The following is a 26,450-nucleotide window of genomic DNA, read 5'->3' on the forward strand; positions in this document are numbered from 1 at the left end:
GGCGGCGACAGCACACTGGGCCTCAGTCGGGAACCGGTTTCCCGTGGAACGGTTTCTCGTCAGTGCCCGACGGTGCGAACGCCCAACGATGAGCAAGGATGGCCAATGGTGGCTGACCCCGCAGGTGACCCCCGGATGAGCGCCCCGGTGCTCGCGGCGACCGCGACCCCGGGCGCCGAGGCCTCGGCCCCGGCGCCGCTCCCCATGCCCCGGAAGCCGCTGGGCAGGACGCTCTGGCGCTACCGCTCGCTCTACCTGATGGCCCTGCCCGGGATCGTGTACTTCCTGGTGTTCAAGTACCTCCCGATGGGCGGCCTGATCATCGCCTTCCAGGACTACAAGCCGTTCCTGGGGATCCTGGACAGCCCATGGGTGGGCTTCGAGCACTTCGTGCGGCTGTTCACGCAGGACACCTTCTTCATGCTCCTGCGCAACACGCTGTTCCTGTCGTTCCTGCTGATGCTCATCTCGTTCCCGGTGCCGATCATCCTGGCCCTGCTGCTGAACGAGCTGCGCGGCATCGTCTTCAAGCGCAGCGTGCAGACCATCATCTACATCCCCCACTTCATGTCGTGGGTCATCGTGGTCTCGCTGTTCTACGTGATGCTCACGACCGACGGCGGCGCGATCAACAACCTCATCGTCTCCCTCGGCGGCGAGCCCGTCGGCTTCCTCACCGATCCCGACTGGCTGCGCCCGATGTACGTCTTCCAGCACGTGTGGCGCACCGCCGGCTGGGGCACGATCGTCTACCTGGCCGCGCTGACCGCGGTGGACATGAGCCTGTACGAGGCCGCGGAGATCGACGGCGCGAACCGCTGGCAGCAGACCTGGCACATCACCCTGCCCGCCATCCGCGCGACCATCATCGTGCTGTTCATCCTCTCCATCGGCGACTTCCTCGAGCTCGGCTTCGAGCACATGTTCCTGCTGCTGAACTCGATGAATCGTGAGGTCGGCGAAATCTTCGACACCTTCGTCTACACGGCCGGCATCCAGAACGGGCAGCTCAGCTTCGCCACCGCCGTGGGGCTGTTCAAGGGCCTGGTGGGACTCGTCCTGGTGATGGGCGCGAACACTTTCGCCAAGAAGCTCGGCGAAGAGGGCGTGTACTGATGTTCGGCTTCGAGCAGTTCGTGACGCTGAACCGGTGGCTCACCGGGTTCTGGCGCCTGGCCTGGCTGAACATCCTCTGGCTCGCGGTGACGGTGCTCGGACTCGGCGTGCTCGGCGTGGGTCCTGCCAGCTATGCCCTGGCGAAGTACCTCGACCGCTGGTTCCGCCACGGCGAGACCCCGCCCGCCGCCCCGACGTTCTTCCGGTACGCCCGGGAGCTGCGCTGGCATCCGGTGCTGATGGGGCTGATCCTGCAGGCCGCCGGCGCCGTGATCCTGGTGAACCTGCTCGGCCTCACCGACTGGTACCTGCGGGCCGCGAACCTCCTGGCGCTCGCCGTGCTCTGGATCATCGCCGTGCACGTGTTCTTCGTGATGGCCGCGATGGACCTGCGCGGCCTGCGGGCGCAGCTGTCCGGCGCGCTGCTGCTGGGCCTCGGCTCCCTGCACTGGACCATCCTCGGCACCACGGCGGTGCTCGCGGGCTACGGACTGATGATCCGCTTCGCCGTGCCGCTGCTGGCCCTGTTCGGCGTGGCCCTGCCCGCCGTCGTCTTCGCGGCGATCTGCCGTCGCATCCTGCGTGATCTCGAGGCCGAACCGGCTCCTTCCCGCACCGCTCGTCTCCCGCGCATCGCAGCGCGTTCCGCGGAGCGCACCGACGCGCTCCCGCGCCGCTCACCGTCGGCCTCCGACCGAGCGACCACCCTTCAGAAAGGAACCCCGGCATGATCTCTCGCAGGAATCTCCTCTCCTCCGTGCCCGTCGCCGCAGCAGGCGCCCTCGCCCTCTCCTCGTGCGGCAGCAGCTCGGGCAGTTCAGGCGGCGGCGACGACCCGCTCACCTGGATGGCGATGCTGCACACGCCGAGCACTCCGGATGCGAGCGGCCCGGTGCAGAAGGGGCTGACCGATCTCCTCGGCACCGACTTCACGATGCAGTGGGTGCCCGACGCCTCCAAGGAGGAGAAGATCAACGCGGCGCTCGCCTCCGGCTCCGTCGCGGACGTCACCTCGATCACGGAGCTGAACAACTCCTCCATTCGCAGCGGTGTGACGTCGGGGCTGTTCTGGGACGTCGAGCCGTTCCTGTCCGAGTTCGACCATCTCAAGGACATCGATTCGACGATCCTGGACGGCGCCCGCCTGGACGGTGTGCTGTACGGGGTGCCGTTCCAGAAGATCCTCGCGCGTTACGGAGTGCTGATCCGGCAGGACTGGCTGGACGAGCTGGGGCTCGAGGTGCCTCACACCATCGAGGATCTCGGCAAGGTCGCGAAGGCCTTCGCCGAGGGCGACCCGACGGGCACCGGGAAGTCCGTCACCGGGTTCATCGACCGTGAGGAGAGCTTCAAGGTCGGCTTCCGGTCGCTCGCCGGCTACTTCGGCGCCGGCGAGACCTTCCAGCTGGACGACTCCGGGACGATCATCCCCGCGATCATCAGCGATCCCTGGAAGGAGGCGATGGAGTGGTACCGCGGCGTGTTCGAGGCCGGCGGCGTGAACCAGGAGTTCATCACCACCCAGAAGGAGAATCAGCAGCAGGCGATCGCCCAGGACAAGGGCGGCATCGTCGTGACCGGTCTGTTCGAGGCGAAGAACTACGTGGCCCTCGCGGAGTCGATCAACCCCGACACGTCGGTCGAGTGGACCCTCATCAACGACATCACCTTCGAGGACGTGCCGCGCCGGATCGTCTCGGACACCGGCGGCGGCGTGGGCGGCCTGCTGGCGCTGTCCACCCAGACGGTGAAGACCGAGGAGGACGTGCGCCGGGTGCTCGGCTACGCGGATGCCCTGATGACCGAGGAGGCCCACGGCCTGATGACCAACGGCATCGAGGGCACCCACTACGAGATCGACGGCGACGGCGCGGTCACGATCATCGACCAGGCGCTGTGGGAGCAGGAGGTGCAGCCGTACTCGAGCTCCCGCCTGGCGGAGAACGCGTTCACCTACAAGTCCTCGGACCCGTACGTGAACCTCGCCAACGAGATGATGGAAGAGAGCTCGCAGTACGCGATCACGAACCCGGTCCAGTCGCTGAACTCGGAGACCTTCAACTCCCAGTGGGCGACGATCGAGCAGACGATCCAGGACGCGTACAACAACTTCATGATGGGCCAGGCCTCGATGGCCGATTACGAGTCCGCCATCGAGACCGTCCGCTCGCAGGGCCTGGACGACATCATCTCGGAGTACACCGAGGCGTACGAGAAGTTCAACGCCTGATCCCCTACCGCTCGCGAAAGGTCGCCTCCGTGCCCACCGTGGAGATCATCGAACACGCCCCAGCCCCCGAACTGGCGACGGCGTGGCTGCAGGACGCCATCGACGAGGCGGCCGGTCGCGGCGGCGGTCAGGTGCGGGTCCCCGCCGGGACCCACCGCACCGGGGCGCTGCGCCTGCGCTCCGGCATCGACCTGCATCTCGAGGCCGGCGCCGTGCTGCAGTTCGTGCCGGAGCCGGAGCTGTATCCCGCGGTCGAGGCGCGCTGGGAGGGCGCGGTGGGCACCGTGCACTCGCCGTGCCTGTACGCCCACGGTGCGACGGACGTGGCGATCACCGGCTTCGGCACGCTCGACGGGGGAGGGGCCGCCTGGTGGGACACGTTCCTGCACCGTCGTGGCGAGCTCGCGCATCCGCGGCCCACGCTGATCGGTCTGCACGAGTGCGAGCGCGTCACGATCCGTGACGTGGTGCTGCGTAACTCGCCGGCCTGGACGGTGCACCCGGCGCTGTGCGACGACGTGACGATCACGAACGTGCGCATCAGCAACCCGGCCGATTCCCCGAACACCGACGGCATCGATCCCGAGTCCTGCCGCAACGTGCGCATCAGCGACTGTCACATCGATGTGGGCGACGACTGCATCGCGATCAAGGCCGGCACGGAGCGCACCCCGAGCCGGGTGGCCAGCGAGAACATCGTGATCACGGGCTGCACGATGGTCCATGGCCACGGCGGGGTGGTGATCGGCAGCGAGATGAGCGGCGGCGTGCGCAACGTCGTGATCAGCAACTGCGTCTTCCAGGGCACCGATCGCGGGATCCGGGTGAAGACCCGCCGCGACCGCGGCGGGACCGTCGAGGACGTGCGGGTGACGAACATCGTCATGGACGACGTGCTGTGCCCGATCACCGTGAATCCCTTCTACTTCTGCGGGCCCGACGGGAAGGACCCCCATGTCGGGGACCGCTCCATGCGACCCGTCGACGCAGGGACCCCGCAGATCCGCGGCCTGCACCTGGCCCACCTCACCGCCCGCAACGTCCATGCCTCGGCCGGGCACCTCTACGGACTTCCCGAGGCTCCGCTGGCGGACCTCTCGATCCACGATCTGACCGTCTCCTTCGCCGCGGAGCCCCGGGCGGCCTCGCCCGAGATGGCCTCGGGCGTCGAGCCGTGCACCCGCTCGGGGATCGAGCTCGGATTCGTCCGGGGCGGGGAGCTCAGCCGCGTACGGGTCTCCGGGGCCGACGCGGAGGCCGTCACCGCGACCGCCTGCGAGGACCTCGAGCTCGACGTGAGGGGGAGCGATGAGCGTCATCGCTGAGACGCGTCGCCGGCCCGCGACCCGGATCCGCCGCACCGCGGAGCTGTGGCTGGTCGGGATCGCGATGGTGCTCTCCACCGTCGGCCTCGGCGGATTCTCCCTGGTGATGAACCAGGCCGATGCCCCCACCTTCGAGCGCGTCATCCTGCCGAGCCTGCTGGGCACCGAGTCCGGCATGGGCCTGGACCAGGCGTACGAGGCGGGCCGCACCCTCGGGGCGTGGTTCGGGGTGACCCTGATCGTCGTCCTGCTGCTGTCCGTGGTGGGCATCTTCTTCGCCCGTCGTCGGCCCTCGCGCCGCAGCACCGGCTGGTGGTTCCTCGCGGCAGGCCTCGCCTGCCTGCTGGGCAGCCAGCTGATCCTCTACCCGATCGCTTTCGTGTTCTTCGTCAGCGCCGGACTGTTCGCCCTGCGCACGGTCACCGATGGGAGCCCCTCATGACCACCACCTCCTCCAGCCCCGCGACCGACGACGCGGCCAAGGCCGTGCTCGGCAGCCCGCTGCCCGAGCCGGTGCGGACCACAAAGCCCAAGAAGCCCACAGCGCGTCGGCTCACCCCGGGCGAGCAGGGGTTCCGGGTGGTCAACGTGATCATCCTCAGCGGCTTCTCGCTGATCTGCCTGATCCCGTTCGTCCACGTGTTCGCGAGCTCCTTCGCGACGCCGGGCGAGCTGGCCACCAGCAACTTCCTGCTGGTCCCGCGCGAGGTCACCCTTGATGCCTACCGCTACATCCTGTCCACGCCCACCATCTTCCGGGCGATGGGCGTCTCCACGATCGTCACCGTCGGCGGCACCCTGCTCAGCCTCGTGGTCACGGCCCTGATGGCCTACGCCCTGGCCAAGCCGTACCTGATGGGCCGACGGGTCATCAACTTCATGGTCATCTTCACCATGCTGTTCAGCGGCGGCATGATCCCCACGTTCATCGTGGTCTCGAAGCTGGGGCTGCTGGACTCCCTGTGGGCGCTGGTGCTGCCGGTGACCGTGAATGCCTTCAACTTCGTGATCATGCGGAACTTCTTCCAGGGCATCCCGGACAGCCTCGAGGAGGCCGCGCGCATCGACGGCTGCTCCGAGTTCGGCGTGTTCGTGCGGATCGTGCTGCCGCTGTCGGTCGCCTCGATCGCCACCATCGGCCTGTTCTACGGAGTCACCTACTGGAACACCTACATGCATGCGGTGCTCTACATCAACGACTCCTCGAAGTGGCCGATCCAGGTGCTGCTGCGCCAGATCGTCATCGTGGCCAGCGGCGTCAACGCCGACGCCTCGGCCGTGGACGTGGTGCCTCCGGCGCAGTCCGTGAAGATGGCCGTGATCACCGTGGCCACCCTGCCGATGCTCATGGTCTACCCGTTCATCCAGCGCTTCTTCGTCAAGGGCGCCCTCATCGGCTCCGTGAAGGGCTGACCACCGACCGACCCACGCAGTTCGCCACGACAGATCGAGGATGATCATGCCTTCCGTGTCTCGCCGCCAGTTCGCCGCCGCCCTGGGAGTCGCCTCCGCGACGACGCTCGTCCCCCTCGCTCCTGCGACCGCCGCGCCGACCTCCCCGAGCACAGGGAGCGAGGTCCTGACGACGATGCGTGTCCCTCCGGGCAGAGGAACGGAGGATGGCCCCGTCTGGTCCCCGCAGGCCACGGGCTTCGCCGGCGTGAGCACTTCGGACGCTCCGGACGGAGCGATCGGAGGTCTCGGCGGTGACGTCGTCGTGGTCCAGGATGCACAGGCGCTCGCCGAGGCGGTGCTCCGGGACGGGCCGACGGTCGTGCTCGTGGAGGGGACGGTCACCATCGAGCCGTTCGGGACCACCCTCAAGGTCTCCGCGGACACCAGCATCCTCGGCGTGAGCCGAGGCGCGGAGATCGTGGGCGGAGGATTCCACCTCGACCGTGTCGCGAACGTCGTGATCCGCAACCTCACCTTCCGTGATTCCTATGTGCCGGGGGACTGGGACGGGAAGAGCGACGACAACGACAACGACGGCGTCCGCGTGGACACCTCGCACCATGTCTGGATCGACCACTGCGAGTTCATGCGTCTGGGCGACGGGACGGTGGATGTCAGGAAGGACTCCACGAACGTCACGATCTCCTGGTGCGTGTTCCGCGACCACAACAAGACGGTGGGCGTCGGCTGGACGGAGAACGTCCTGACCGCGATCACTTTGCACCACAACTGGTTCTCGAACACGTATCAGCGCAATGCGAGCATCGACAACGTCGCCGCCGGGCACGTCTACAGCTGCGTGTTCCAGGGGCAGGGCCAGTACGGGACCATGTCGCGCGGCGCCTCGCAGCTGGTCGTGGAGTCCTGCCTCTACGAGAACGGCGAGGATGCGATCGTCGCGAAGGATCCGCAGTCCCGGGTCGACTCCCGCGGCAATCGGTTCACCTCGATCCGCGGCCGGAAGGACCACACGGGCCCCACCTTCGAGCCGTCGGACCACTACTCGTACGCTGCCGAACCCCTCGACGACCTCACCGGGATCGTCACGAAGCACGCCGGGCCGCATGCACGACGCGAGCGGGCCGCGCGCCGGATCCGCGTCGCCCTGGACGGCACGGGTGATGTCGCCAGCATCGGGGCTGCGGTCGGGGCTGCATGGCGCTCCGCAGCCCCTGCCGAGATCGTCGTCGCTCCGGGCACGTACCGGGAGATCGTCCGGATCTGGCCGGGTGCCCCGGCGGGGCTCGTGCTGCGCGGGGAGACCGGCGTCGCGGAGGACGTCCGTCTGACCTACGACCTCTCCGCGGGCACCGAGAAGTTCTACGGCGGCGACTTCGGCGCGACAGGGGCGGCCACGCTCGCCGTGCTGGCCGACGACGTGACGCTCCGCGATCTGACGGTCGAGAACGGCTACGACGAAGCCGCCCACGGGGGAAGTCAGGCGCAGGCGCTCCGCACGGTCGGGGACCGGATCCTGCTCGACGGCGTACGACTGCTCGGCAACCAGGACACGTTCCTCGCCGAGACGCCCTCGAAGGACCAGGCCGGCCGGGTCTATGTCACGGGATCGTTCCTCGAGGGCGATGTCGACTTCATCTACGGCCGGGCCACGATGGTGCTCGAGGACTGCGAGATCAGCTCGTTCGACCGCGGCGAGGAGAACAACGGGTACGTCTGCGCCCCGAGCACTGCAGGGGGCGAGCGGGGCCTGCTGTTCGTGAACTGCCGTTTCACCTCCGCTGCGGCTCCCGGGACGGTCCACCTCGGACGACCCTGGCATCCCAGCAGCGATCCCGAGGTCGAACCGGCGGCCGTCGTGCGCGACTCGCACCTCGGTGCGCACATACGGACCCCGGCATGGTCAGACATGGGCGGCTGGCCCTGGCAGGACGACTTCCTGCGCGAATACGGAAACACGGGCCCCGGCGCGGGGTCGGGCGATGCCGAGGGCCGCCCACAGCTCACCGAGCAGGAGGCCGCGAACCACACCCGCGAGACCTATCTGCTCGGCGCCGACGACTGGGCCCCCTGGGCCTGACCCCTCACAGATCAAGGACGATCATGCACTCCATCCCCCGTCGGACTCTGCCGGCCCTCGCCGGTCTCACCCTCAGCGGTGCCGCTCTCCTCGGCGCCGCGAACCCCGCCATCGCGCGGCCCCGGGAGTCACGATCCGCGGCCGACGAGCTGCTGCGCCTCATGCGCGTCCCGGCAGGCCGATCGACGGCGTCCGGACGCATCTGGTCCCCGCACGCGACGGGCTTCGCGGTCCTCCCCACCGACGAGCTGCCGCACGGCACCACCGGTGGTCTCGGTGGTCGCGTGGTCACCGTCGGCTCCGCCGAGGAGTTCGCCGGCGCCGTCGGCGCGGAGGAACCGACGATCGTCCTCGTCGAGGGCACGATCGCTTTCCCGGTGGGCACGATGACCGACGTCGCATCGAACACGAGCATCCTCGGGATCAGCCGTGGGGCAGAGCTCGTCGGCGGCGGTCTGCGCCTTCCCGAGGTGTCCAACGTCGTGATCCGCAACCTCACCGTCCGCGACTCCTTCGTCGCGGGCGACTGGGACGGGAAGTTCGATACCAACGACAATGACGGCATCCGCGTGGACACCTCGCACCATGTGTGGATCGATCACTGCGAGTTCGCTCGGCTGGGGGACGGCCAGGTCGACATCCGCAAGAACTCCACGAACGTCACCGTGTCGTGGTCCGTCTTCCGTGACCACAACAAGACACTCGGAGTGGGCTGGACCGATGACCTCGTCACCACCCTCACCCTGCACCACAACCGCTTCTCCAACGTGCATCAGCGCAACGGCAGCATCGACCAGGTGAAGATCGGGCACGTCTACAACTGCTGGCTGGAGGGGGCGAGCTCCTACGGCATGGCGTCGCGTGGGGCCACCCAGCTGCTCGTCGAGCACAGTGTCTTCGACTCCGTCCGCAACCCGATCGGAACGAGCGATGAACTCTCCCGGGTCGCCCAGAACGGCAACCTGAACGCGGGCTCCTGGGGCAGCTGGGAGGACACCGGCATCGAGGCGGACCCGGCTGATCACTACGACTACGAGCTCGATCCCGTCGACGCGGTGCGAGACCTGCTGTCCCGCGATGCCGGGCCGCACGCCCGCAGAGAGCACATTCCGCGCACTCTCCATGTGGCCCAGGACGACAGCGGCGATCTCGCCTCGATCCACGCGGCGATCGGTGCCGCCTGGCGGAGCCCGCACGAGGTCGAGATCGTCGTCCATCCCGGCGTCTATCGGGAAGTCCTCTCGCTGTGGCCCGGCTGCGACGGTCTCGTGATCCGCGGGGCATCAGGGAACCCCGAGGACGTCGTGGTCACGTATGACAAACCCGCACACGACTGGGCGACGGTCACGGTGCTCGCCCAGGACGTCTCCCTCCGAGCCCTCACGCTGGAGAACGCGTACGACGAGGCGCAGGGAGGAGAGGCTCCGGCCTATCCGCTGCGGTCCCTCGACGACAGCCTCCTGCTCGCGGACGTGGTGCTGCGCGGTGGGCCCCACGAGGTCTCCGACCCGCGCACATGAGTTCAGCCGCCTGTTCCCTGCCCCCTGACGACAGATCGAGGAAGATCATGATCACCCGCACGTCCCCGCGACCCCTGGCCAGCCTGCACAGCCTGGCCAGCACCGCTCAACACCTCGCCTGCGTCGCCGCCGCGGCCGCCCTGGTCGCCACGGTGCCGGGCGTCGCTGCCGCAGCCCCCACCGCCGACGCCGCGCGGGTCACGGCGATCACGGAGCGTCAGGTGCTCGGCGACGGCGACGGCTGGGGGAGCGCGGACGGCGGCACCACGGGCGGCTCGGCCGCCTCCTCCGAGCACGTGTACGACGTCTCCACGCGCAGCGAGCTGCTCGCCGCCCTCGACAGCGCCGGCGACGAGCCCACGATCGTCCGCGTGCACGGGAACATCCCGATGAACGCGGACGAGGACGGAGCTCCGATCACCTGCGAGGAGCTCGCCGCGGGCACCGGGTTCGACCTCGACGCCTATCTGGAGGCCTACGACCCTGAGACCTGGGGAACCGATCGTGAGCCCGAGGGCGCCCAGGAGGACAGCCGTCGGGCGGCGGCCGCGAAGCAGAGCGCCCTGATCGCCGTCCCCGTCCCGTCGAACACCACGATCATCGGCGCGACCGGCGGCGCGGGATTCACCGGGGCATCGCTCTCGGTGAAGGGCGTCGACAACGTCATCCTGCGCAACCTGGAGTTCGCCGACACCTACGACTGCTTCCCCTCCTGGGACCCGACCGACGGCGCCGACGGCAACTGGAACAGCGAGTACGACAGCGTGAGGATCGTGGACGGCTCCACGAACATCTGGGTGGACCACAACGCCTTCACCGACGAGCCGATGACGGACGACCAGCTGCCGAGCTACTTCGGGCGGATCTATCAGCGTCATGACGGAGCGCTGGACCTCACCAACGGCTCGGACCTGGTCACCGTCAGCTGGAACACCTTCCGAGACCACGACAAGCTGACCCTGGTCGGCTCGACCGACAGCCCTGATCGGGGCGACCCCGGCAGGCTCCGGGCGACCTTCCACCACAACCTGTACGAGGGCGTGGGCCAGCGTGCCCCGCGAGTGCGGTTCGGGCAGGTCGACGTCTACAACAACCACTACGCCATCAGCGAGGACCAGACCGTGGGCTACGGATACTCCCTCGGTGTCGGCTACGACTCGCACCTGTGGGTCGAGGCGAACAGCTTCACCACCGGCGGCGCGGCCGAGCCCGGCGACCTGATCTCGGTGCTCAAGGGCACGGAGATCGCCACCCATGGGAACCTCGTGGACCGCCGTGAGGTGGACCTGCGCGAGGCCTACAACGCCCAGGCCCCTGAGGACTCGCAGCTGGCGGAGGACACCTCCTGGGAGCCCGCTCTGCGTGCCTGCGTCGACGAGGTCACCCGCGTGGACGCCGCGGTCCAGTCATGGTCCGGTCCCCGCTTCGGGCCCGTGCGCGGCCGGATCGGGGCAGACTGCCGCTCATGATGATCACCCCCGAGAGCCGACGAGAACGGCTGCGCGGCCTGCTCGGCCTCGCGATGCCCACGCCCGGCGACGACAGCGCGCATCTGGTGGAGGAAGCGGACGGCGCCGCCCCGGCCGGCGAGCACGGTGTGATCACGACGCGCCTGGTCACGGCCGACGGAGAGGCGATCCCCGCCTTCCTCCTGCGCCCGGCCCCGGAGGTCGCCACCGGCTCCGCGGTGGTGCTCGTGGCCGGACATGGCGGCGGCATCGACGATCTGGTGGCCACGGATCCGGCCGACGACTACCACGACGGCCTCGCCCACAAGCTGGTCCGGGCCGGGCTGACGGTGCTGTGCCCGGAGATGATCAGCTTCGGTCGTCGGCGCTTCCCACGGCCTGCCGGCGCGGTGCCCTACGAGCCGACGGAGAACTCCTGCGGCATCGACGCGGCGCGGTATCTGCTGCGCGGGCAGCCGCTGATGGGGGCTCGAGCGGCCGACGCCCAGGCCGCAGTGCACGCCCTGCGCCGACTGCCCGGCGTGGATCCGCAGCGGGTGGGCGTGGCCGGCGGATCCGGCGGCGGAGCGGTCTCCCTGCTCCTGGCGGCAGCGGATCCGACGATCGCGGGAGCCCTGGTCGCGAGCTATTTCTGCAGCTTCGAGGCGAGCCTGTGCTCGATCCGGCACTGCCCCTGCAACATCATCCCCGGAGTGCTTCCGGACCTCGAGATGGCGGACATCGCCGCTCTCATCGCCCCGCGTCCGCTGGTGCTGGAGGCGGGGGAGCGCGACCACATCTTCCCGATCGAGGCGACCCGACGCTCCTTCGCGCAGCTCGCCCCGGTCTGGGAGGCGATGGGGGCGCCCGCGCCGGAGCTCGTCGTCACCGACGCCGGGCATGCGTTCCGCGCCGAGCGGTCCCTCGAGGTGCTGGTGCAGCGACTGGGCTGAGCAGTCGTCGGCCGCGGGAGACCGTCGGCCGCAGGCGCGGATCGCCGTGACAAACGTGGCCTTTACGGCATGAGCGCGGTTCGGAGGCCTCTCCTGCCGTACCGTGAATGCTGTGAACGCTGCTGCGGCCCCTGCGCCGCGCGCGACACCCGACTCTTGAGACCCTGACCGTTCAACGATTGAGATTCCTCCATGCCCTCTCCCGCACGCAAGCTCACCGCACCCCCGCGCCTGGCCAAGCGAGGCATGCGCATCACCCCGCTCGGCGGCCTCGGCGAGGTCGGCCGCAACATGACGGTGTTCGAGCATGCCGGCAAGCTGATGATCGTCGACTGCGGCGTGCTCTTCCCCGAGGAGCACCAGCCCGGCATCGACGTGATCCTGCCGGACTTCACGTCCATCCGTGATCGCCTCGACGACATCGAGTGCATCGTCCTCACCCACGGCCACGAGGACCACATCGGCGGCGTCCCGTACCTGCTCAAGGAGCGGCCGGACATCCCCCTGATCGGCTCCGAGCTGACGCTCGCCTTCATCACGGCGAAGCTCAAGGAGCACCGCATCACGCCGAAGACCATCCAGGTCGAGGCCGGGGAGCACCGCAAGATGGGGTCGTTCGACCTCGAGTTCGTCGCGGTCAACCACTCGATCCCGGATGCCCTCGCGGTCATGATCCGCACCAAGGCCGGCTCCGTGCTGCACACCGGCGACTTCAAGATGGACCAGTTCCCGCTGGACAACCGCATCACCGACCTGCGCGCCTTCGCGCGGCTCGGCGAGGAGGGCGTGGACCTGTTCCTCACGGACTCCACCAACGCCGAGGTCCCCGGGTTCACGATGTCCGAGCAGGACCTCAACCCCGCGATCGACCGGGTGTTCACCACCTCCCCGCGACGGATCATCGTCTCCAGCTTCGCGAGCCACGTGCACCGCATCCAGCAGGTGCTCAACGCCGCCCACGCCAACGGTCGCAAGGTGGCCTTCGTGGGCCGCTCGATGGTGCGCAACATGGGGATCGCGCGCGACCTCGGCTACCTGGAGATCCCCAAGGGCCTCGTCGTCGACTTCCGCAAGATCCAGTCGATGCCGGACCACAAGATCACGCTGATCTGCACCGGTTCACAGGGTGAGCCGATGGCGGCGCTCGCGCGGATGGCCAACGGCGACCACCAGATCCAGGTCGGCGAGGGCGACACCGTGCTGATGGCGAGCTCGCTGATCCCCGGCAACGAGAACGCCATCTACGGGATCATCAACAAGCTCACCGACCTCGGCGCGAACATCGTCCACAAGGGCAACGCGAAGGTGCACGTCTCCGGCCACGCGAGCGCCGGCGAGCTCGTGTACTGCTACAACATCGTGCGCCCCAAGAACGTCATGCCGGTGCACGGCGAGTCCAAGCACCTGCACGCCAACGCCGAGCTGGCCCGTCGCACCGGTGTCCCGGAGAACCGCATCGTCGTGGGCCAGGACGGCGTCACCGTCGACCTGATCGACGGCCACGCGAAGATCTCGGGCAAGGTCGAGGCCGGACTGGTCTACGTCGACGGCCAGACCATCGGTGCGGCCACCGAGGACACGCTCGCAGAGCGTCGCCTGCTCAGCGGCGGGGGCGTGGTCACCGTCGTCGCGCTGATCGACCCCAAGACCAACCAGCCCACCGAGCCGCTGGAGTTCCTCACCAAGGGGTTCGTGCACGATGCACGCACCTTCGACGGTGCCGAGACCCAGGTGACCAAGGCGCTGGCCCGCGCGAAGCAGGACAAGATCGACGACATCGGCGAGATCGAGAACATCATCGTCGAGGCCGTCAGCAACTACCTGCGCCGCATCTACCGCCGCGAGCCCGCAGTGATGGCTGTGGTCGTCGACGCCTGATCGCGTCCGCCGGCAAGGCCCCTCCTGTCCCGCTGAGAGGTGAGACAGGAGGGGCCTTCGTCGTCAGCCGTCGTCAGTGGTCGTCAGCGGTGCTGGGCCCGATAGGCCGACGGGCTGGCGCCGTGCCGGCTGCGGAAGCGGCGCGAGAAGTACAGCGCGTCCTGGTAGCCGACGCGCCGGGCCACCTCCGCGACCGGTTCGCCCGTCATCTCCAGCAGCCGCGCCGCGAGCTCCATTCGCTGGTCCTGCACGTAGCGGGTGATGGACGTGCCCACCTGATCGGTGAACAGGTGGGAGAGGCGTGAGGGCGAGAGGTGGGCGACGGCGGCGAGCTGCCTGACCTCGAGCTCCTCGGTGAGGTGCGCGTCGAGGTGCTCGAGGACCCGCAGCACCCGGTCGTCGAGCTGCTGTTGGCGCTGCTGCGGGTTCTGCGTGTCGTACCAGAGCAGAGCCGCCTCGATCCCGTTGAGGGCGAACAGCTCGGGGCGGCCGACGGCGAGGCGCGTGGCGCGGGCTGCGCTGCGCAGATGCTCCTGGACGCGGCCGGCCACTCCCACCCCGAGCCGGATGCGGCCGACGCCGGGTGCCGCCTCGGCCAGTCCAGCAGGGCGAGCCAGGTCGCGGGCGGGTGGACATGGCAGTACTGCAGGTGCCAGGTCCCGACGGTGGGGTCGGTGCCGTAGTCGTGCAGCGCTCCGGGCCGCAGCAGCACGGCGTCGCCAGGGGCGGTGGCCAGTGCTGTGCCGTCGGACGCGTGCACGATCCCGCCGCCGCCGACGGTGTGCAGCAGCAGCCAGTCCTCGGTGCCCCGGGAACGACGCACGCGATATGCGCTGTCCTGCTCGAACTCGCCGGCGAGAACCCGGCCCGTCCGGGGAGCAGGGACCTCGACCGCCGCCGCCTGGCGGGGCGCAGCAGGATCGTCCATGTGCCCGCCCTCCGATCACCTGGTCCGTAGAGGTCCAGGGAACCAGACTGACAGCATGACCACCACCCAGCACACCACCCAGAACACACCCGTGGGCCCTCCGGACGTCTCCGAGGTGACCGGGCTCCAGCTGCTCGACGGAGCGAGCCCGGATCCTCGACAGCTCGCAGATGCCTATGACCGCAACGGCGCCGTCCACCTGCGCGGAGTGCTCAGCGACGAGGAGGTCCGCGAGCTCCGCGACGTCTTCACCGGCCATATCGAGACCGACGGCAGCGGCGGGGCGTTCGACGAGACCGGCGAGGACGACCCGCTGCACGCCTACCCGCGGATGATCCAGCCCCACCGCGACGATCACCAGCCGGGTCGGCTCGCCCGCCGGTGGCTGCTCGAGCAGCGTGTGATGGGACGCGTGATCGAGGCGGTGGGCCCGGTGTGGGCGGCGCAGTCGATGTTCTACTTCAAGCCGGCCGGCGCCCGCGGCCAGGCGATGCACCAGGACAACTACTTCCTGCAGTCCCATCCCGAGACGTGCGTGGCGGCGTGGATCGCGGTCGATGACTGCGATGCCGAGAACGGTGCGCTGGGCGTTGTGCCCGGCACCCATCGCTATGAGATCGAGTGCCCCGAGGAGGCCGATGCGAGCGAGTCGTTCACGTCGATCACCGTGCGCATCCCCGAGCACCTCGGCGTCGTCCAGGCCGACATGAAGGTGGGCGACATGCTCATCTTCCACGGCAGCCTGGTCCATGGGTCCCGGCCCAACACCAGCGCCGACCGCTTCCGGCGTTCGCTGATCTTCCATTACATCCCCGAGGGGAGCCACGAGGTGGCCGCCAGCTACCAGCCCCTGCTCGACGCTGCAGGTGACGAGGTCACGATCGAGAACTCCGAGTACGGCGGTCAGTGCGGCGAGGGCTGGGTGCCGCTGAACCACTGAGCTGCTGAGCCACTGAGCTGCTGAATCACGGCGGCTTGCGGCGATGCGGCTCAGTACGTCGGGTCGGGGTATGACTCCGGGTCGAAGGGCGGTGCAGCGTCGACGGGCGCTGCTGCCTCGACGGGCGGGGCCGGATCAGCGTCCTGGAGCAGGCCTCGGGTCCGGGCGCTGTCCCACATCATCATCTCGTCGTAGAACTCCCACGAACGTTGCAGGGCATCGGCGAGCTCAGGCGTCAGCAGGTCCCGGTTCGGGTGCGTGGTGAGGCGTGCTTGCCCGCCGATGTACCAGGTGGTGGTTCCATCGGGCTCGCGGACGGGATCGAGCAGTCCCCGGGTCTTCATGTCATGGTGAGTCCAGCACAATCGGTGGAGATTCTCTATCGAGGTCTGTCCGCCTTGTTCCGGATATCGATGATTATATTCTTCGATGTGGTCGGCTTCGCCGACGGTGCATACATTTCGTGTACAGCCCGGAACAGCACATACCGGATCGAGAAGGCGAAGATGCTCTCTCATCGTGGCTGTCGGAGAGTATCGCGAGGGCGGTAAGGGGAGGACAGCCCCGCTGGTGGGATCGGTGAGGATCCGGTACCAGGTGGATTCGTCGGCCGCGAGATGCCGAGCCAGACGGGCCGGCAGCGGGATCGTGCCGTCGATGGTGCCGGGGGCATCGGTCTCCCCGAGCAGGGTCAGCGCGGGGACGACCACCTGCAGCCGGAGGCGGCTCTGCGGCACCTCGATGCCGCCGGTATCGAGCATCGTGCGGGACACGATGGCGTAGCGCAGGGCGGCGAGCGTCATCTGACGGCCGTCCCGAACGACGTCTCCGTCGATGTCGAAGGGGGCGGGCCGGTTCTCCTCGAGGGCTCTGCGCTGCTGGCTCTGGACCTCGCGGGCGGCGAGATCCAGTCGGCGCGTGAAGCCGAGGATCTCGTGGATCGGGCCGGTGATGACGACGCGTGCGGTGCCGTCATGGTCCGGATTCAGCTGGAGTGCGACGTCCCTCTGCTCCGCCGGGGTGGCGTGCACGGCGGCAGCGCCGAACCAGGCGACCAGCTTCCCCAGCTCGCGCGTGAACCGGTCGCAGGGGATGTTCGCCAGGTCCCACCGGGAGACCCGGTCGTCGACCTGTATGCACTGGTCAGGGGTCAGTCGGCGGACCCGACGAAGGAGCAGCTCGAACCAGGTGACCGGGAGATCGCCCGCTTCGAGGCGGGCAAGCGTCATCGGAAGGGCGGTGACCGCGGTGCAGGCGTCGTGCAGCAGGGCCCGGGCCTGGTGGAGGGTGATGCGGCGTGCGTCGGCGATGAGGATCACGTAGAGCTCGCCGCCGTCGGGGTCTTCATCGGAGTCATCCCAGAGGGCTGCGAGCTTCCGCAGACGCTCCGCATAGGCGCGGGCCTCGTCACGAAGCGTGGAGAAGAGGTCGTGGGCGATGAGGACCTCGGTGCATCCGGGCTCGACATAGGAACGGGCGGCGAAGTCCTTCGGGTCCAGTGGCTTGCGCGCGAGGACCTCCTTGCGCGGCGGCTCGATGCCGCGTGCAGGCCCGGGCGCGGGGACGGGTGCCTGTGCCGATTCGGAGGCGCGGCTGAGGGCGGAGTCAGGGGCGGCGACGTCGGCCGCGGAACTCGTCTCCACCGGCGGACGGAATGCAGAAGACGTTGACATTTCTCCACCCCGTTTCGCGTGATAGTGCAGATGTTTATGGGATCTTTCTCGACCTTCCATCAGTATACGAGGCGGCACGGCGTGACGCGAGGGTAAGAACGCAAGGGAGCGAAAATGTGGATAACTCTGGGCGGTGGAGGAAGGATGGTTGAGCTGAGTGTGGATAACTGCCCGCGGTGGAGGAAAGGTTCATGACGAAATAGTGGATAACCGGCTCTTCAGAGTTGAGTGTGGGCGCGCCGGTGGTGCGGGGTAGCTGGGGATAGACGTCGAGGTCCTCGATGATGAGCGGACTCTTACCTCTGCTCGCACCAAGGACCTCGACAATGCACAACCATAGTTGCGTATGCCCTGACACGCTCGATCGCTGCGACCGATGCGACCTTCTGCTGGACTTCCCCGGCCTCCATCTGGTGGCCGTCTCGAAGGCCCGGGCCGGGCTGGTCCTCGAGGTCGAGTCCTGTGACCCGGTGACGGGATGTCCTGGTTGCGGAGTCATCGCCACTGGTCACGGACGGATCGCGGTTGAGGTGATCGATGCGCCTTGGGCGGGCCGGCCGGTGCGGATCCGCTGGCGCAAGCGCCGCTGGGTCTGCCTCGAGGACGTTTGCAAGGTGGCCACGTTTCTCGAGCAGGACCCGGAGGTTTGCGCCCCGCGGGGCCTGCTGAGCACGCGCGCGATCCGCTGGGCGATCGGTCAGCTCCGCCGTGAGGGAGCGACGATCCAGGGCCTCGCCCGCCAGCTCAGCACGACCTGGAACACGCTCTGGTCCCAGGTCCAGCCCGTCCTGGCCCGGGCCGCGGAAGACCCGTCGCGGTTCGAGGGCGTGCAGGTCCTGGGCGTGGACGAGCACATCTGGCACCACCGTGACCCGCGCCGGCGCGGGCCGAAAGCGCTCACCGGGATGGTGGACCTGACCCGAGGAACCCACCCCACTGCGAGGCTGCTCGACCTCGTCCCAGGTCGGTCCGGGACGGTCTATCGCGACTGGTTGGGCCAACGCGGTGAGAGGTTCCGGGAGGAGATCGAGATCGCGACGCTGGACCCGTTCCAGGGATACAAGAACGCGATCGATGACCAGCTCGAGGACGCCACCTGCGTGCTGGACGCCTTCCACATCGTCAAGCTCGCCGGCGCAGCGGTCGATGACGTCCGCCGCCGAATTCAACAAGAGACCCTCGGCCACCGCGGCCGCAAGGGCGACCCTCTGTTCGGGATCCGGCACATCCTCCGCGCCGGGCGTGAACGCCTCACCACGCGCCAGCAGAACCGCCTGGCCAGGGCATTCTCCGCTCACCCCGATCACGTCGCAGTCGAGGTCGCCTACCAGTGCGCGCAGGACCTCCGAGACGTGTTCCACCAGGCCACACCCGCCCAGGGACGTCGGCTCGCCGAGCAACTCATCGACACTCTGCCGTCCTGCCCGATTCCCGAGATCGCAAGGCTCGGGAAGACGCTGCGTCGCTGGAAGACGGCGTTCCTGGCCTACTTCGACACCGACGGCGCGAGCAACGGCGGCACGGAAGCCATAAACGGGATCATCGAGCTCGGCCGCCGTATTGCCCGTGGGTTCCGGAACTTCGAGCACTACCGCCTCCGAATGCTCCTCATCGCTGGCGGACTCGACGCCTCACCCCACACTCATCTCTGAAGAGCCGGATAACCGTCTGCTGTGGAGGAGAGGTGCGCCGGAAACGGGCGCGGCGTCTTCCTGCAGCCGCCCGCCGGGTCGGGTCGGGCTGAGCCCGCCCGCCCGGGGTCCTCCGCGTCGTGCCTCCTCGGTCTTAGTTGCCCGCTGGGGCTCCCGAGCGCGATCACGGCACGGAAGAATGATGGGCATGCCTCACGCTCTCGACTCCCCTCGCGTTCCCGGAGCACTCGCGAAGGAAGCTCTGCCCTTCCGCGGGGTCGCCCTGGCCTGGGTGATCACCGGAGGTCTGGTCGCCGCGGTGACGGGCCCGCTGGGTCTTGACCACGGCTCCTGGTCCGCTGCATTCCAGGTGCTGGTCGGAGGAGTGCTGCAGGCTGGGCTCGGGGTGGCGCAGAGTGCGCTCGCTGGGCGGCCGATCTCGCGCCGAGTGCTCGCCGCCGAGCTGCTGACCTGGAACCTGGGCTGCCTGGCGGTCATCGCCGGCACGGTGCTCGCCGCGCCGCTGATCGTCGACGCCGGCGGGCTGCTGCTGGTGGTCGCGATGGCCTTCATGATCCGGGCGGTGGGCCGAGGGGCGAAGGGGCCCGCGTGGGCGCTGTGGACCTACCGCGCGTTCCTGGTGCTGGCGTTCGTGAGCATCCCGATCGGGCTGTTCCTGGCCCACACTCGGGCCGGCTGACTCCCAGCTCAGGAGGGACGCCGAGCTAGCTGGGCTCCCAGTCCAGCACGTCCTGGACGAGCAGCCCGCGCGCACTCACTGGTACGACACGAACCATGGGCGCGGCTCGACCTCGTAGGTCTGCTCCGGGGAGAACGTCGGGGTGTCCTCGTCGTAGAAGTTCTTCCACGCCATGAAGACCCCGTCGGGCAGATCGGTCTGCAGGGCGTTCCAGGTCTCGAGCTTCGCGTCGGGAGTGCCATGGCCGTCGGCGTGCACCGTGACGGCGAGCTCCGGATGCGAGGCGTCGATGTCCTGCCGGTCCGTGATCATCGAGAGGCTGAACTGGTGGAGGATGAACGCCTTCTGCGGGAGGTCGTTCTCCGCGGTGAGGTCCGCGAGCCACTGGGCGGTCTCGTCGACCTCCGCGGCGGAGACCGAGCCGATCTGGGCCAGATGCTTCTGGCCGGGCTCCAGTCGCCATTCGGCATCGAGCGCGAGGCCCACGTGCGGCTCCTTGAGCAGGTCTTCGTACTGCTTGGCCTGCGTGAGGAAGTCCGTGGTGCCGGGCTGGAGGTCCAGGACGACGTACACCCCGGCCTCGCCGGCCCTGTCCACCCACTCGCGAATCGTCTCGGGGTCGAGCTCGCTCGAATAGTTCCCGTCGGCCCCCGGTTCGGAGGAGGCGACCGTGGTGATGATCTCGAACGCCGGGACGACGGGCTCGTCGGTCAGCGGCGCGTAGTCCTCGGCGAGGCCCTTCACCCGCTCGATGGAGGCGTCGAGGTCCTGCTCACCGAGGATCCCGAGCGAGGGAATCCCGGGGGAGCCGTACGCCGCGATCATGCGCCGGCCCGGGAAGACCGTCTGGCCGCCGCCGGGCAGCTCGGGGGCCGTCACGGCCGTGTGCAGGGTGGGGGCCCACTGGTCGGCCGGCCCGAAGGTGCCGCCGAGGGCGAGCATGCCGGCCGACGGGTCGTCCCCGACGGCCTCCTTCGTCGCCGCGACGCTGTCGCTGCTGCGGCCGGGATCACCACCGGGGATCTCGGTGACGGTGCCGCCGGCCGCGGCGATCTCCGCGCGGGCGACCGTCTGGGCGGTGCCCTCCTGCGAGGGGTCGACGAACATCGAGACCGCGAAGGCGTCCTCGTCCTCGTCGGCCGACGGGACCTCCTTCTGCGCGTCCTCGTCGGCGGGATCGATCTCGACCACGTCGAGGTCGTCCCCGAGGGCTGAGAGGTCGGTGCCCTCCGCTGTGACGACGGTGGTCGCGCCGAGACGCTGGAGCTCGTCGGCGACCGCCTGGTCGGTGCCGATCAGCAGCGGGAGGCCGGCGGCGGAGGCCACGGCCGCGAGGGGCTCGGCGGTGTCCTCGGTGGCGATCACGGCACCCTCGGCCGAGGTGAACAGGGTCGAGCTCAGGGCGAGGGCGGTCTCCGCGCCGTCCCCGTCGGGCACCACGGTCGATGCGGGTGCCGTGTCGACGATGTCCACCGTGAGGCCGTCCTCCCCGAAGACGCAGGCGCCGAGGCCCACGACCAGCGCCGCGACCGCAGTCACCGAGGCAGACGTCCGCACGAAGGTGGCGCGTCGGCCCGAGGTCATGCTCGTGCGATCAGGGGAGGGGAGGGTCTGGTGAGCTCGCATGTTCTGGTTCGGTGCCACGGACCCAGACTGCCGTGCCGGGACCCCATCGGGCGAATGACGTGGCCGCGGGCGGACGCCTTCCCTTCCGCAGGGCGCCGGGGATACTGGGCGGATGACGGAGACTGATCTGCACCTGATGCTCGGCGGACGCTCCCGGGACGAGCTGCGATCGATGCTGGCGGCCCAGGGGGTCAAGCTGAACGGGTACGCGGAGGAGCTGCTCACGCACAGCAGCGTCGATGCCCACGCCCCGCAGGCTGTCGTGCTCACGCAGCGCACCGTGGCCGAGCTCGGGCTGCCCCGCGGAGGGACCCTGCCGCAGATCTTCACCGCCTGTGAGGAGAGGGGCCTCCTGCCGTGCCCGCTGGAGACAGGCCCCTACCTGCGGCTCGCGCTGAGCGATCAGGAGCAGGCGCCTGACTCCGTGCTGTCCGCCGGCCGGGTCCCGACCGGATCGCTCCACGTCCTCTCGGCACCGCTCAGCGAGGATCACGAGGTGCCCAAGGGCTTCTATCTCCGGGTCGTCGACGGGGTCGGGTGGCTGCGGGGGTATCGCTGCGACGACGAGTACGTGCTGCCGCCCGAGAGCGCACTGGTGCTTCGTCGGCCGACGACGGAGGAGCTGTGAGCGACGGTCGACCCGCCAGAATTCTTGCCCGGGCCGTGGTGGTGGACCTCGACGACACCCTGTTTGACCATCGGGAGTCGGCTCGACGTGGCCTGGCGCGGCTGATCCACGAGCTCGGCGGGACGGCCACGGCGGAGATCATCGATACCGCAGAGATGACAGCGGAGCGGCTCATGGGCCGCCGTCGCGCAGGCGAGATCGGCCGGGCCGACTACCGACGGCTACGGATCCGGCATCTCCTGGCCGATATCGATCAGCGCCTCGAGGCGGGGCGCCTGGAGGACGAGCAGTGCGATCTGCTCTACGAGAGGTTCCTCGAGGTGTACGAGGAGGAATGGGTGGGCTTCGCCGATGCCGTCCCCATGCTGCGAGGTCTGCACGACCGGCGCATCCCGGTCGCAGTTCTCACCAACGGACCCGAAGAACGACAGCAGCGTAAAGCCCGTGTGCTCGACCTCGAGCCCTGGGCGCTCGGCGTCTGGACGAGTGAGCGTCTTGCGGCGAAGAAACCTGAGGCGAGCACGTACCTGACGGTGTGCGGGGCACTCGGCATCGAACCCGGTGCGGTTCTCCATATCGGCGACAACGTGGAGCATGACCTGCACGGAGCCCGGGCTGCTGGATTGCAGGCCCTGCACCTCGATCGGGGGCAGGCGTTCGCGGAGTCATCGCAGCGGATCACGACCCTGGACGCCGTGCTCGGCATGCTCTGACGATTCAGACGGCCGCCAGGGCCTCGAGCGCCGCGATGAGCTCGACGCGCAGGCCGTCGTGCTGCCTGGAGAGCTGCGTGGTGGGATCCGACCACCGCTCGCGAGGATGGAGCCAAACGGGCTTGGTGACGATGTCGGCGGGTTCCCAGTCGTAGCGGGGCCAGACGTGGGCGTGGAGGAAGGCGTCCGTGTTCCCGAGGATCTCCAGGTTGACACGGCGGAACGCCGCATCGCGCGCAGAGCACACCCGTTCCACGGCCTCGCCGAGCAGGTCCATGCTCGTCAGGAACTCGGCGCGTTCCGATCGAGGCAGGTCGGAGAGACGATCCGCACCGGGCCGATCGGTGAGCAGCACGCTGTATCCGGGGAGGAACTGCACGTCACCGATGACGGCGAAGCCACCGGACAGGCGAGTGAGCACCGTCGGGTTCTCTCCGGCCAGGGCGCTGCCGACCCGGTCCTGGCGCCACTGGGACCCTGGGCCCGGCACTACGCCCACGGCTCCAGCTCGTCCGCACGGAAGTACATCTGCTGCGCACCGCCGAACCGCACCAGGTAGGTGCCATCGTCCTCGCGGAGGAAGACGACCGTTCCGTACTGATGCGTCATCGGCCCGTCCTTCGCTCGGACGCCGTCCCCGATCGCGTACTCGTCCATGGTTCTCCTCCGTCGACTCGTCATGGCCGGAATCGACCGCTGACACCAGGATCCCGCAGAGGAGGCCGGTTCGGGCGGGAGAGGTGCCTCCGGATCCGATTCAGGGCAAGTCCTCATCCGAGACATAGGAACGGCATAGCTTCCGTTCCTAGTGCCCTCGGCATGAGCACCGGAACCACGTCCGGGAGAGCCCACCCGCAGCGGTGGGTCCCGCTCTCCATCTCCACCCTCGCACCGTCTCGAGAGGACTCGATCATGCCCCGTCCCGACCTGCACCGCACCGATCTGCACCGCACCGATCTGCACCGCACCGATCTGCACCGCACCGATCAGCACCCCACCGACCCGCACGACACCCGCCGTCGCGCCTTCCCCGCCGCCTCCGAGGGCGACGACTCTCCGCATGCCGCGAACAGATCGAGCACCTGGCATGGGCGGCCGCTGGACCGGCCCGGGGAGGACGTCGAGGACCAGGGGCTCGCCTTCGATCTGGGCACGCTCGTCACGCGGCGCCGCACCTTCGGCGCGCTCGGGACCGGCGCCGCGGCGATGGTGCTCGCGGCCTGCGGCACGGGATCCGAGGACTCCGCGAGCGGTGGCACCACGTCCGCGTCCGACGGCGGCGGCGACACCGCCAGCTCCGGGGAGGAGATGCCCACCGAGACCGCCGGCCCGTATCCCGGTGACGGCTCCAACGGGGCCGACGTGCTGGAGATCAGCGGCGTCGAGCGCAGCGACATCACGTCCAGCATCGATACGGACACGACCGCCGAGGGCACGCCGATCACCCTGACGATGACCGTCACGGACCTCGCCGAGGACGGTGCCGCGATGACCGGCGCTGCCGTGTACGTGTGGCACTGCGACGCCGAGGGCGAGTACTCGATGTACGGCGACGGGCTCGAGGACGAGACCTATCTGCGTGGCGTGCAGGTGGTGGGCGACGACGGCACCGTCACCTTCACCTCGATCTTCCCGGGCTGCTACTCGGGCAGGTGGCCTCACATCCACTTCGAGGTGTTCCCGGACATCGACTCGATCACCGACGCGGGCAACGCGGTCCTCACCTCTCAACTGGCCCTGCCGGAGGACGTCAGCACCGACGTCTACTCGTCATCTCTCTACGACGGCTCCGCGCAGAACCTGGACGCCATCACGCTCGAGAGCGACAACGTCTTCTCCGACGGCTGGGACCTGCAGCTCGCGACCGTCACCGGCGACGTCGACGCCGGCTACCAGGTGAGCATCGACGTCCCGATCGACACGAGCACGGAGCAGGAGGCGCCGGAGCAGCCCGGCGGTGAGGGACCGGGCGGCCCCGGCGCGTCGGATGGCGGCGGCGCACCTCCCGCAGGGGGAGCGGGTGAGCCACCGGAGGGCGCGCCCGACATGCCGTCCGACGGGGGCTCCGACCAGGGGTGACCCCATATCGATCCGGCTGCCGACGGGCGACGCGTCCGGGCCGATGCGGTAGACCGGCCGGTCGGACTCAGGCGAGCTGTTCGAGAGCGAACTCAGCGCAGTGCCGCGACGTCGACCTCCACCGTCTGCGTGTCGGGCAGGTCGATGGTCATCGCACGTTCCCCGAGACGTATCCGGTGCGTGCCCAGCGCGCCCGGGCCGACGGCGCGCAGGCTCAGGGCGGTGAGCGCGCCATCGCTCCAGGCCATGTCGACCTCCACGCCGGGTCGGGCACGCAGGGCGCGCACGGAGCCGGTCGCCAGGATCGGAGCCGGGGCCGGCAGCAGCTCGATCTCCCTGCGATGGCTCTGGATCAGGCATTCGGCGATCGCCGCGACGATGCCGATGTTGCCGTCGATCTGGAACGGGGGATGGGCCGAGAACAGGTTCGGGTAGAGCCCGCTGCGCTCGCCGGCCTCGGTCTCGGCGGGCCGCAGGAACAGCTGCAGCAGGTCCTGGACCTTGTCGGGGCGATGCAGGCGCGCCCACAGCGAGGTCTTCCAGGCGAGGGACCAGCCGGTGGCCTCGTCGCCACGGGCCTCCATCGACGCGGTCACCGCCTCCGACAGCTCCGGGGCGAGGTGCTGTGCGCCGGGGTACTCGAATCCCAGGTGGGAGACGTGGCGATGGGTCGGCTCGACCTCGTCCGCACCGTCCCGGTGCCACTCCAGGATGCGGCCGTCGGCCCCGATCCGCGGGCCGGGGATCCGCGTGAGCGCGGCGGCCGCTCGGCGCACCACGTCGTCATCCGTGACGCCCAGCAGCTCGGCCTTCGCGACGAGGGACTCGAAGACCTCGCGCAGCAGCCACCGGTCCATCCCGGAGCTCTCGGTGAGTGCGACGGGGGCCCCGTCGGTCGTGATCCACTCGTTCTCCGGCGAGGTGGAGGGGAAGGTGACCAGCGTGCCGTCCGGCCCCTCGTGCAGCAGGTCCAGGGCGAAGGTCGCAGCCTCCCGCAGGGCCGGCAGACGGTGCTCGGCGAGCACGGCAGGGTCCTCGCCGCTGAAGGAGGCGAAGGAGTCGAGCTCGCGCTCGAGCCACAGCCCGCCCATCGGCCAGGTCGCCCACTTCGGGTCGCCCGCGACCGGATCGGTGTACCCCCAGGGGTCGGAGTTGTGGTGCACGGTCCAGCCGCGTGCCCCGTACAGGCGCCGGGCGGTCTCCCGGCCGGCCTGCCGGAGCATCGCGACGTAGCCCTCGAGCGCCTCGGCGGCCCCGGGGACGTGCGCGACGCCTGCGGCCCAGTGGTTCATCTCCAGGTTGATGTTCACCGTGTAGTTCGAGTTCCACGGCGCGAGCACCTGCTGGTTCCAGATGCCCTGCAGGTTCGCGGGCGGCAGCCCCGCTCGGGACGAGGCCGCGAGCAGATGGCGACCGTAGGCGAACATGGTGGACAGCAGCTCGGACTCGGCGGAGCCAGTCAGCTCGAGGCCGACGGCGTCCGCTCCCGGCAGCGGGGCTCCCTCGTGCCGCTGACGCAGCTCGCGCTCGCCGCGGACCAGCGCGGCCTCCGCCTGCGCGGTCGCGTCC

At 69.2% G+C, this 26,450-nt stretch carries 23 protein-coding genes and 1 pseudogene; 17 read left to right on the top strand and 7 right to left on the bottom strand.

The window, feature by feature from the left end; genetic code table 11:
* Window positions 1-105 precede the first annotated feature (105 nt).
* The 11 genes from CIK81_RS04430 (at window position 106) to CIK81_RS04480 (ending at window position 13,963) form a co-directional block, all read left to right on the top strand.
* Entirely contained in the window at window positions 106-1,116 is a 1,011-nt protein-coding gene (locus CIK81_RS04430; RefSeq protein WP_114355424.1) for a sugar ABC transporter permease, read from the top strand.
* Entirely contained in the window at window positions 1,116-1,847 is a 732-nt protein-coding gene (locus tag CIK81_RS04435; RefSeq protein WP_114355425.1) for a YesL family protein, read from the top strand. The genes CIK81_RS04430 and CIK81_RS04435 overlap by 1 nt, the downstream gene beginning before the upstream one ends.
* Complete coding sequence (locus CIK81_RS04440; protein WP_114355426.1) at window positions 1,844-3,346, top strand: extracellular solute-binding protein; 1,503 nt, start codon at window positions 1,844-1,846, stop codon at window positions 3,344-3,346. The genes CIK81_RS04435 and CIK81_RS04440 overlap by 4 nt, the downstream gene beginning before the upstream one ends.
* 29 nt (window positions 3,347-3,375) lie before the next feature.
* Window positions 3,376-4,671: a glycoside hydrolase family 28 protein gene (locus CIK81_RS04445; protein ID WP_114355427.1), complete on the top strand. Its 1,296-nt coding sequence runs from the start codon at window positions 3,376-3,378 to the stop codon at window positions 4,669-4,671.
* Window positions 4,655-5,113, top strand: coding sequence for a DUF4064 domain-containing protein (locus CIK81_RS04450; RefSeq protein ID WP_096164546.1), 459 nt, complete (start codon window positions 4,655-4,657; stop codon window positions 5,111-5,113). Before CIK81_RS04445 ends, CIK81_RS04450 begins: the two co-directional genes overlap by 17 nt.
* On the top strand, window positions 5,110-6,084 hold the full coding sequence (locus tag CIK81_RS04455) for a carbohydrate ABC transporter permease (protein WP_241963938.1): 975 nt from the start codon (window positions 5,110-5,112) through the stop codon (window positions 6,082-6,084). The genes CIK81_RS04450 and CIK81_RS04455 overlap by 4 nt, the downstream gene beginning before the upstream one ends.
* A gap of 46 nt (window positions 6,085-6,130) precedes the next feature.
* Window positions 6,131-8,164 (top strand): pectinesterase family protein, encoded by a 2,034-nt coding sequence (locus tag CIK81_RS04460; RefSeq protein ID WP_158541901.1) that lies wholly within the window; start codon window positions 6,131-6,133, stop codon window positions 8,162-8,164.
* 23 nt (window positions 8,165-8,187) lie between these two features.
* Window positions 8,188-9,684, top strand: a complete 1,497-nt coding sequence (locus CIK81_RS04465; RefSeq protein ID WP_114355429.1) for a right-handed parallel beta-helix repeat-containing protein — start codon at window positions 8,188-8,190, stop codon at window positions 9,682-9,684.
* Between the two features lie 47 nt (window positions 9,685-9,731).
* Window positions 9,732-11,153 carry a polysaccharide lyase family 1 protein gene (locus tag CIK81_RS04470; protein WP_114355430.1) on the top strand — a complete coding sequence of 474 codons (1,422 nt, stop codon included), beginning with the start codon at window positions 9,732-9,734 and terminating at the stop codon, window positions 11,151-11,153.
* Complete coding sequence (locus tag CIK81_RS04475; protein WP_114355431.1) at window positions 11,150-12,085, top strand: dienelactone hydrolase family protein; 936 nt, start codon at window positions 11,150-11,152, stop codon at window positions 12,083-12,085. Before CIK81_RS04470 ends, CIK81_RS04475 begins: the two co-directional genes overlap by 4 nt.
* A 192-nt stretch (window positions 12,086-12,277) precedes the next feature.
* Window positions 12,278-13,963 carry a ribonuclease J gene (locus CIK81_RS04480; RefSeq protein ID WP_096164541.1) on the top strand — a complete coding sequence of 562 codons (1,686 nt, stop codon included), beginning with the start codon at window positions 12,278-12,280 and terminating at the stop codon, window positions 13,961-13,963.
* An 83-nt stretch (window positions 13,964-14,046) separates the two neighbouring features.
* Here the strand turns inward: CIK81_RS04480 and CIK81_RS18115 are convergent, their stop codons facing one another.
* Window positions 14,047-14,514, bottom strand: a complete 468-nt coding sequence (locus CIK81_RS18115; protein WP_158541902.1) for a helix-turn-helix domain-containing protein — start codon at window positions 14,512-14,514, stop codon at window positions 14,047-14,049.
* Between the two features lie 32 nt (window positions 14,515-14,546).
* A pseudogene (locus tag CIK81_RS18860) lies at window positions 14,547-14,891 on the bottom strand (AraC family ligand binding domain-containing protein); the annotation flags it as partial.
* Window positions 14,892-14,946: 55 nt separating this feature from the next.
* Here CIK81_RS18860 and CIK81_RS04490 point away from each other — a divergent pair.
* Complete coding sequence (locus CIK81_RS04490; RefSeq protein WP_114355432.1) at window positions 14,947-15,831, top strand: phytanoyl-CoA dioxygenase family protein; 885 nt, start codon at window positions 14,947-14,949, stop codon at window positions 15,829-15,831.
* Between the two features lie 50 nt (window positions 15,832-15,881).
* On the opposite strand, the gene CIK81_RS04495 is transcribed toward CIK81_RS04490, so the two are convergent.
* Window positions 15,882-17,474: an HNH endonuclease signature motif containing protein gene (locus CIK81_RS04495; RefSeq protein ID WP_158541903.1), complete on the bottom strand. Its 1,593-nt coding sequence runs from the start codon at window positions 17,472-17,474 to the stop codon at window positions 15,882-15,884.
* Window positions 17,475-17,830: 356 nt separating this feature from the next.
* Here CIK81_RS04495 and CIK81_RS04500 point away from each other — a divergent pair, with 356 nt between their 5' ends.
* Both CIK81_RS04500 and CIK81_RS04505 read left to right on the top strand, forming a co-directional pair.
* Window positions 17,831-19,156 carry an ISL3 family transposase gene (locus CIK81_RS04500; RefSeq protein ID WP_096166782.1) on the top strand — a complete coding sequence of 442 codons (1,326 nt, stop codon included), beginning with the start codon at window positions 17,831-17,833 and terminating at the stop codon, window positions 19,154-19,156.
* A gap of 187 nt (window positions 19,157-19,343) precedes the next feature.
* Window positions 19,344-19,835, top strand: a complete 492-nt coding sequence (locus CIK81_RS04505) for a hypothetical protein (RefSeq protein WP_096197911.1) — start codon at window positions 19,344-19,346, stop codon at window positions 19,833-19,835.
* A gap of 75 nt (window positions 19,836-19,910) precedes the next feature.
* On the opposite strand, the gene CIK81_RS04510 is transcribed toward CIK81_RS04505, so the two are convergent.
* Window positions 19,911-21,479, bottom strand: a complete 1,569-nt coding sequence (locus CIK81_RS04510) for a hypothetical protein (protein WP_241963939.1) — start codon at window positions 21,477-21,479, stop codon at window positions 19,911-19,913.
* A gap of 94 nt (window positions 21,480-21,573) precedes the next feature.
* On the opposite strand from CIK81_RS04510, the gene CIK81_RS04515 reads away from it, so the two are divergent.
* On the top strand, window positions 21,574-22,089 hold the full coding sequence (locus CIK81_RS04515) for a hypothetical protein (RefSeq protein ID WP_114355434.1): 516 nt from the start codon (window positions 21,574-21,576) through the stop codon (window positions 22,087-22,089).
* Entirely contained in the window at window positions 22,086-22,802 is a 717-nt protein-coding gene (locus CIK81_RS04520; RefSeq protein WP_158541904.1) for an HAD family hydrolase, read from the top strand. Before CIK81_RS04515 ends, CIK81_RS04520 begins: the two co-directional genes overlap by 4 nt.
* A gap of 4 nt (window positions 22,803-22,806) precedes the next feature.
* Here CIK81_RS04520 and CIK81_RS04525 read toward each other — a convergent pair whose 3' ends face one another.
* Window positions 22,807-23,223: an HIT family protein gene (locus tag CIK81_RS04525; RefSeq protein WP_241963941.1), complete on the bottom strand. Its 417-nt coding sequence runs from the start codon at window positions 23,221-23,223 to the stop codon at window positions 22,807-22,809.
* A gap of 68 nt (window positions 23,224-23,291) precedes the next feature.
* Window positions 23,292-23,459, bottom strand: a complete 168-nt coding sequence (locus CIK81_RS18320) for a hypothetical protein (RefSeq protein ID WP_176485579.1) — start codon at window positions 23,457-23,459, stop codon at window positions 23,292-23,294.
* Between the two features lie 255 nt (window positions 23,460-23,714).
* On the opposite strand from CIK81_RS18320, the gene CIK81_RS04530 reads away from it, so the two are divergent.
* On the top strand, window positions 23,715-24,881 hold the full coding sequence (locus CIK81_RS04530) for a 3,4-dioxygenase subunit beta (RefSeq protein ID WP_114355453.1): 1,167 nt from the start codon (window positions 23,715-23,717) through the stop codon (window positions 24,879-24,881).
* Between the two features lie 92 nt (window positions 24,882-24,973).
* Here the strand turns inward: CIK81_RS04530 and CIK81_RS18125 are convergent.
* Window positions 24,974-26,450 (bottom strand): glycoside hydrolase family 95-like protein (locus tag CIK81_RS18125; protein WP_346218055.1); only part of this gene is annotated, 1,477 nt, incomplete at its 5' end.

The sequence above is a fragment of the Brachybacterium sp. JB7 genome (assembly GCF_003335205.1).
In the GTDB taxonomy this organism is placed as follows: Bacteria; Actinomycetota; Actinomycetes; order Actinomycetales; family Dermabacteraceae; genus Brachybacterium; species Brachybacterium alimentarium.

Bases quoted from the DNA above. Each gene is read 5' to 3' on its own strand.
- CIK81_RS04430 (WP_114355424.1), top strand. From the start codon at position 106: ATGGTGGCTGACCCCGCAGGTGACCCCCGGATGAGCGCCCCGGTGCTC.
- CIK81_RS04435 (WP_114355425.1), top strand. From the start codon at position 1,116: ATGTTCGGCTTCGAGCAGTTCGTGACGCTGAACCGGTGGCTCACCGGG.
- CIK81_RS04440 (WP_114355426.1), top strand. From the start codon at position 1,844: ATGATCTCTCGCAGGAATCTCCTCTCCTCCGTGCCCGTCGCCGCAGCA.
- CIK81_RS04450 (WP_096164546.1), top strand. From the start codon at position 4,655: ATGAGCGTCATCGCTGAGACGCGTCGCCGGCCCGCGACCCGGATCCGC.
- CIK81_RS04455 (WP_241963938.1), top strand. From the start codon at position 5,110: ATGACCACCACCTCCTCCAGCCCCGCGACCGACGACGCGGCCAAGGCC.
- CIK81_RS04460 (WP_158541901.1), top strand. From the start codon at position 6,131: ATGCCTTCCGTGTCTCGCCGCCAGTTCGCCGCCGCCCTGGGAGTCGCC.
- CIK81_RS04465 (WP_114355429.1), top strand. From the start codon at position 8,188: ATGCACTCCATCCCCCGTCGGACTCTGCCGGCCCTCGCCGGTCTCACC.
- CIK81_RS04470 (WP_114355430.1), top strand. From the start codon at position 9,732: ATGATCACCCGCACGTCCCCGCGACCCCTGGCCAGCCTGCACAGCCTG.
- CIK81_RS04475 (WP_114355431.1), top strand. From the start codon at position 11,150: ATGATGATCACCCCCGAGAGCCGACGAGAACGGCTGCGCGGCCTGCTC.
- CIK81_RS04480 (WP_096164541.1), top strand. From the start codon at position 12,278: ATGCCCTCTCCCGCACGCAAGCTCACCGCACCCCCGCGCCTGGCCAAG.
- CIK81_RS04490 (WP_114355432.1), top strand. From the start codon at position 14,947: ATGACCACCACCCAGCACACCACCCAGAACACACCCGTGGGCCCTCCG.
- CIK81_RS04500 (WP_096166782.1), top strand. From the start codon at position 17,831: ATGCACAACCATAGTTGCGTATGCCCTGACACGCTCGATCGCTGCGAC.
- CIK81_RS04505 (WP_096197911.1), top strand. From the start codon at position 19,344: ATGCCTCACGCTCTCGACTCCCCTCGCGTTCCCGGAGCACTCGCGAAG.
- CIK81_RS04515 (WP_114355434.1), top strand. From the start codon at position 21,574: ATGACGGAGACTGATCTGCACCTGATGCTCGGCGGACGCTCCCGGGAC.
- CIK81_RS18320 (WP_176485579.1), bottom strand. From the start codon at position 23,459: ATGGACGAGTACGCGATCGGGGACGGCGTCCGAGCGAAGGACGGGCCG.
- CIK81_RS04530 (WP_114355453.1), top strand. From the start codon at position 23,715: ATGCCCCGTCCCGACCTGCACCGCACCGATCTGCACCGCACCGATCTG.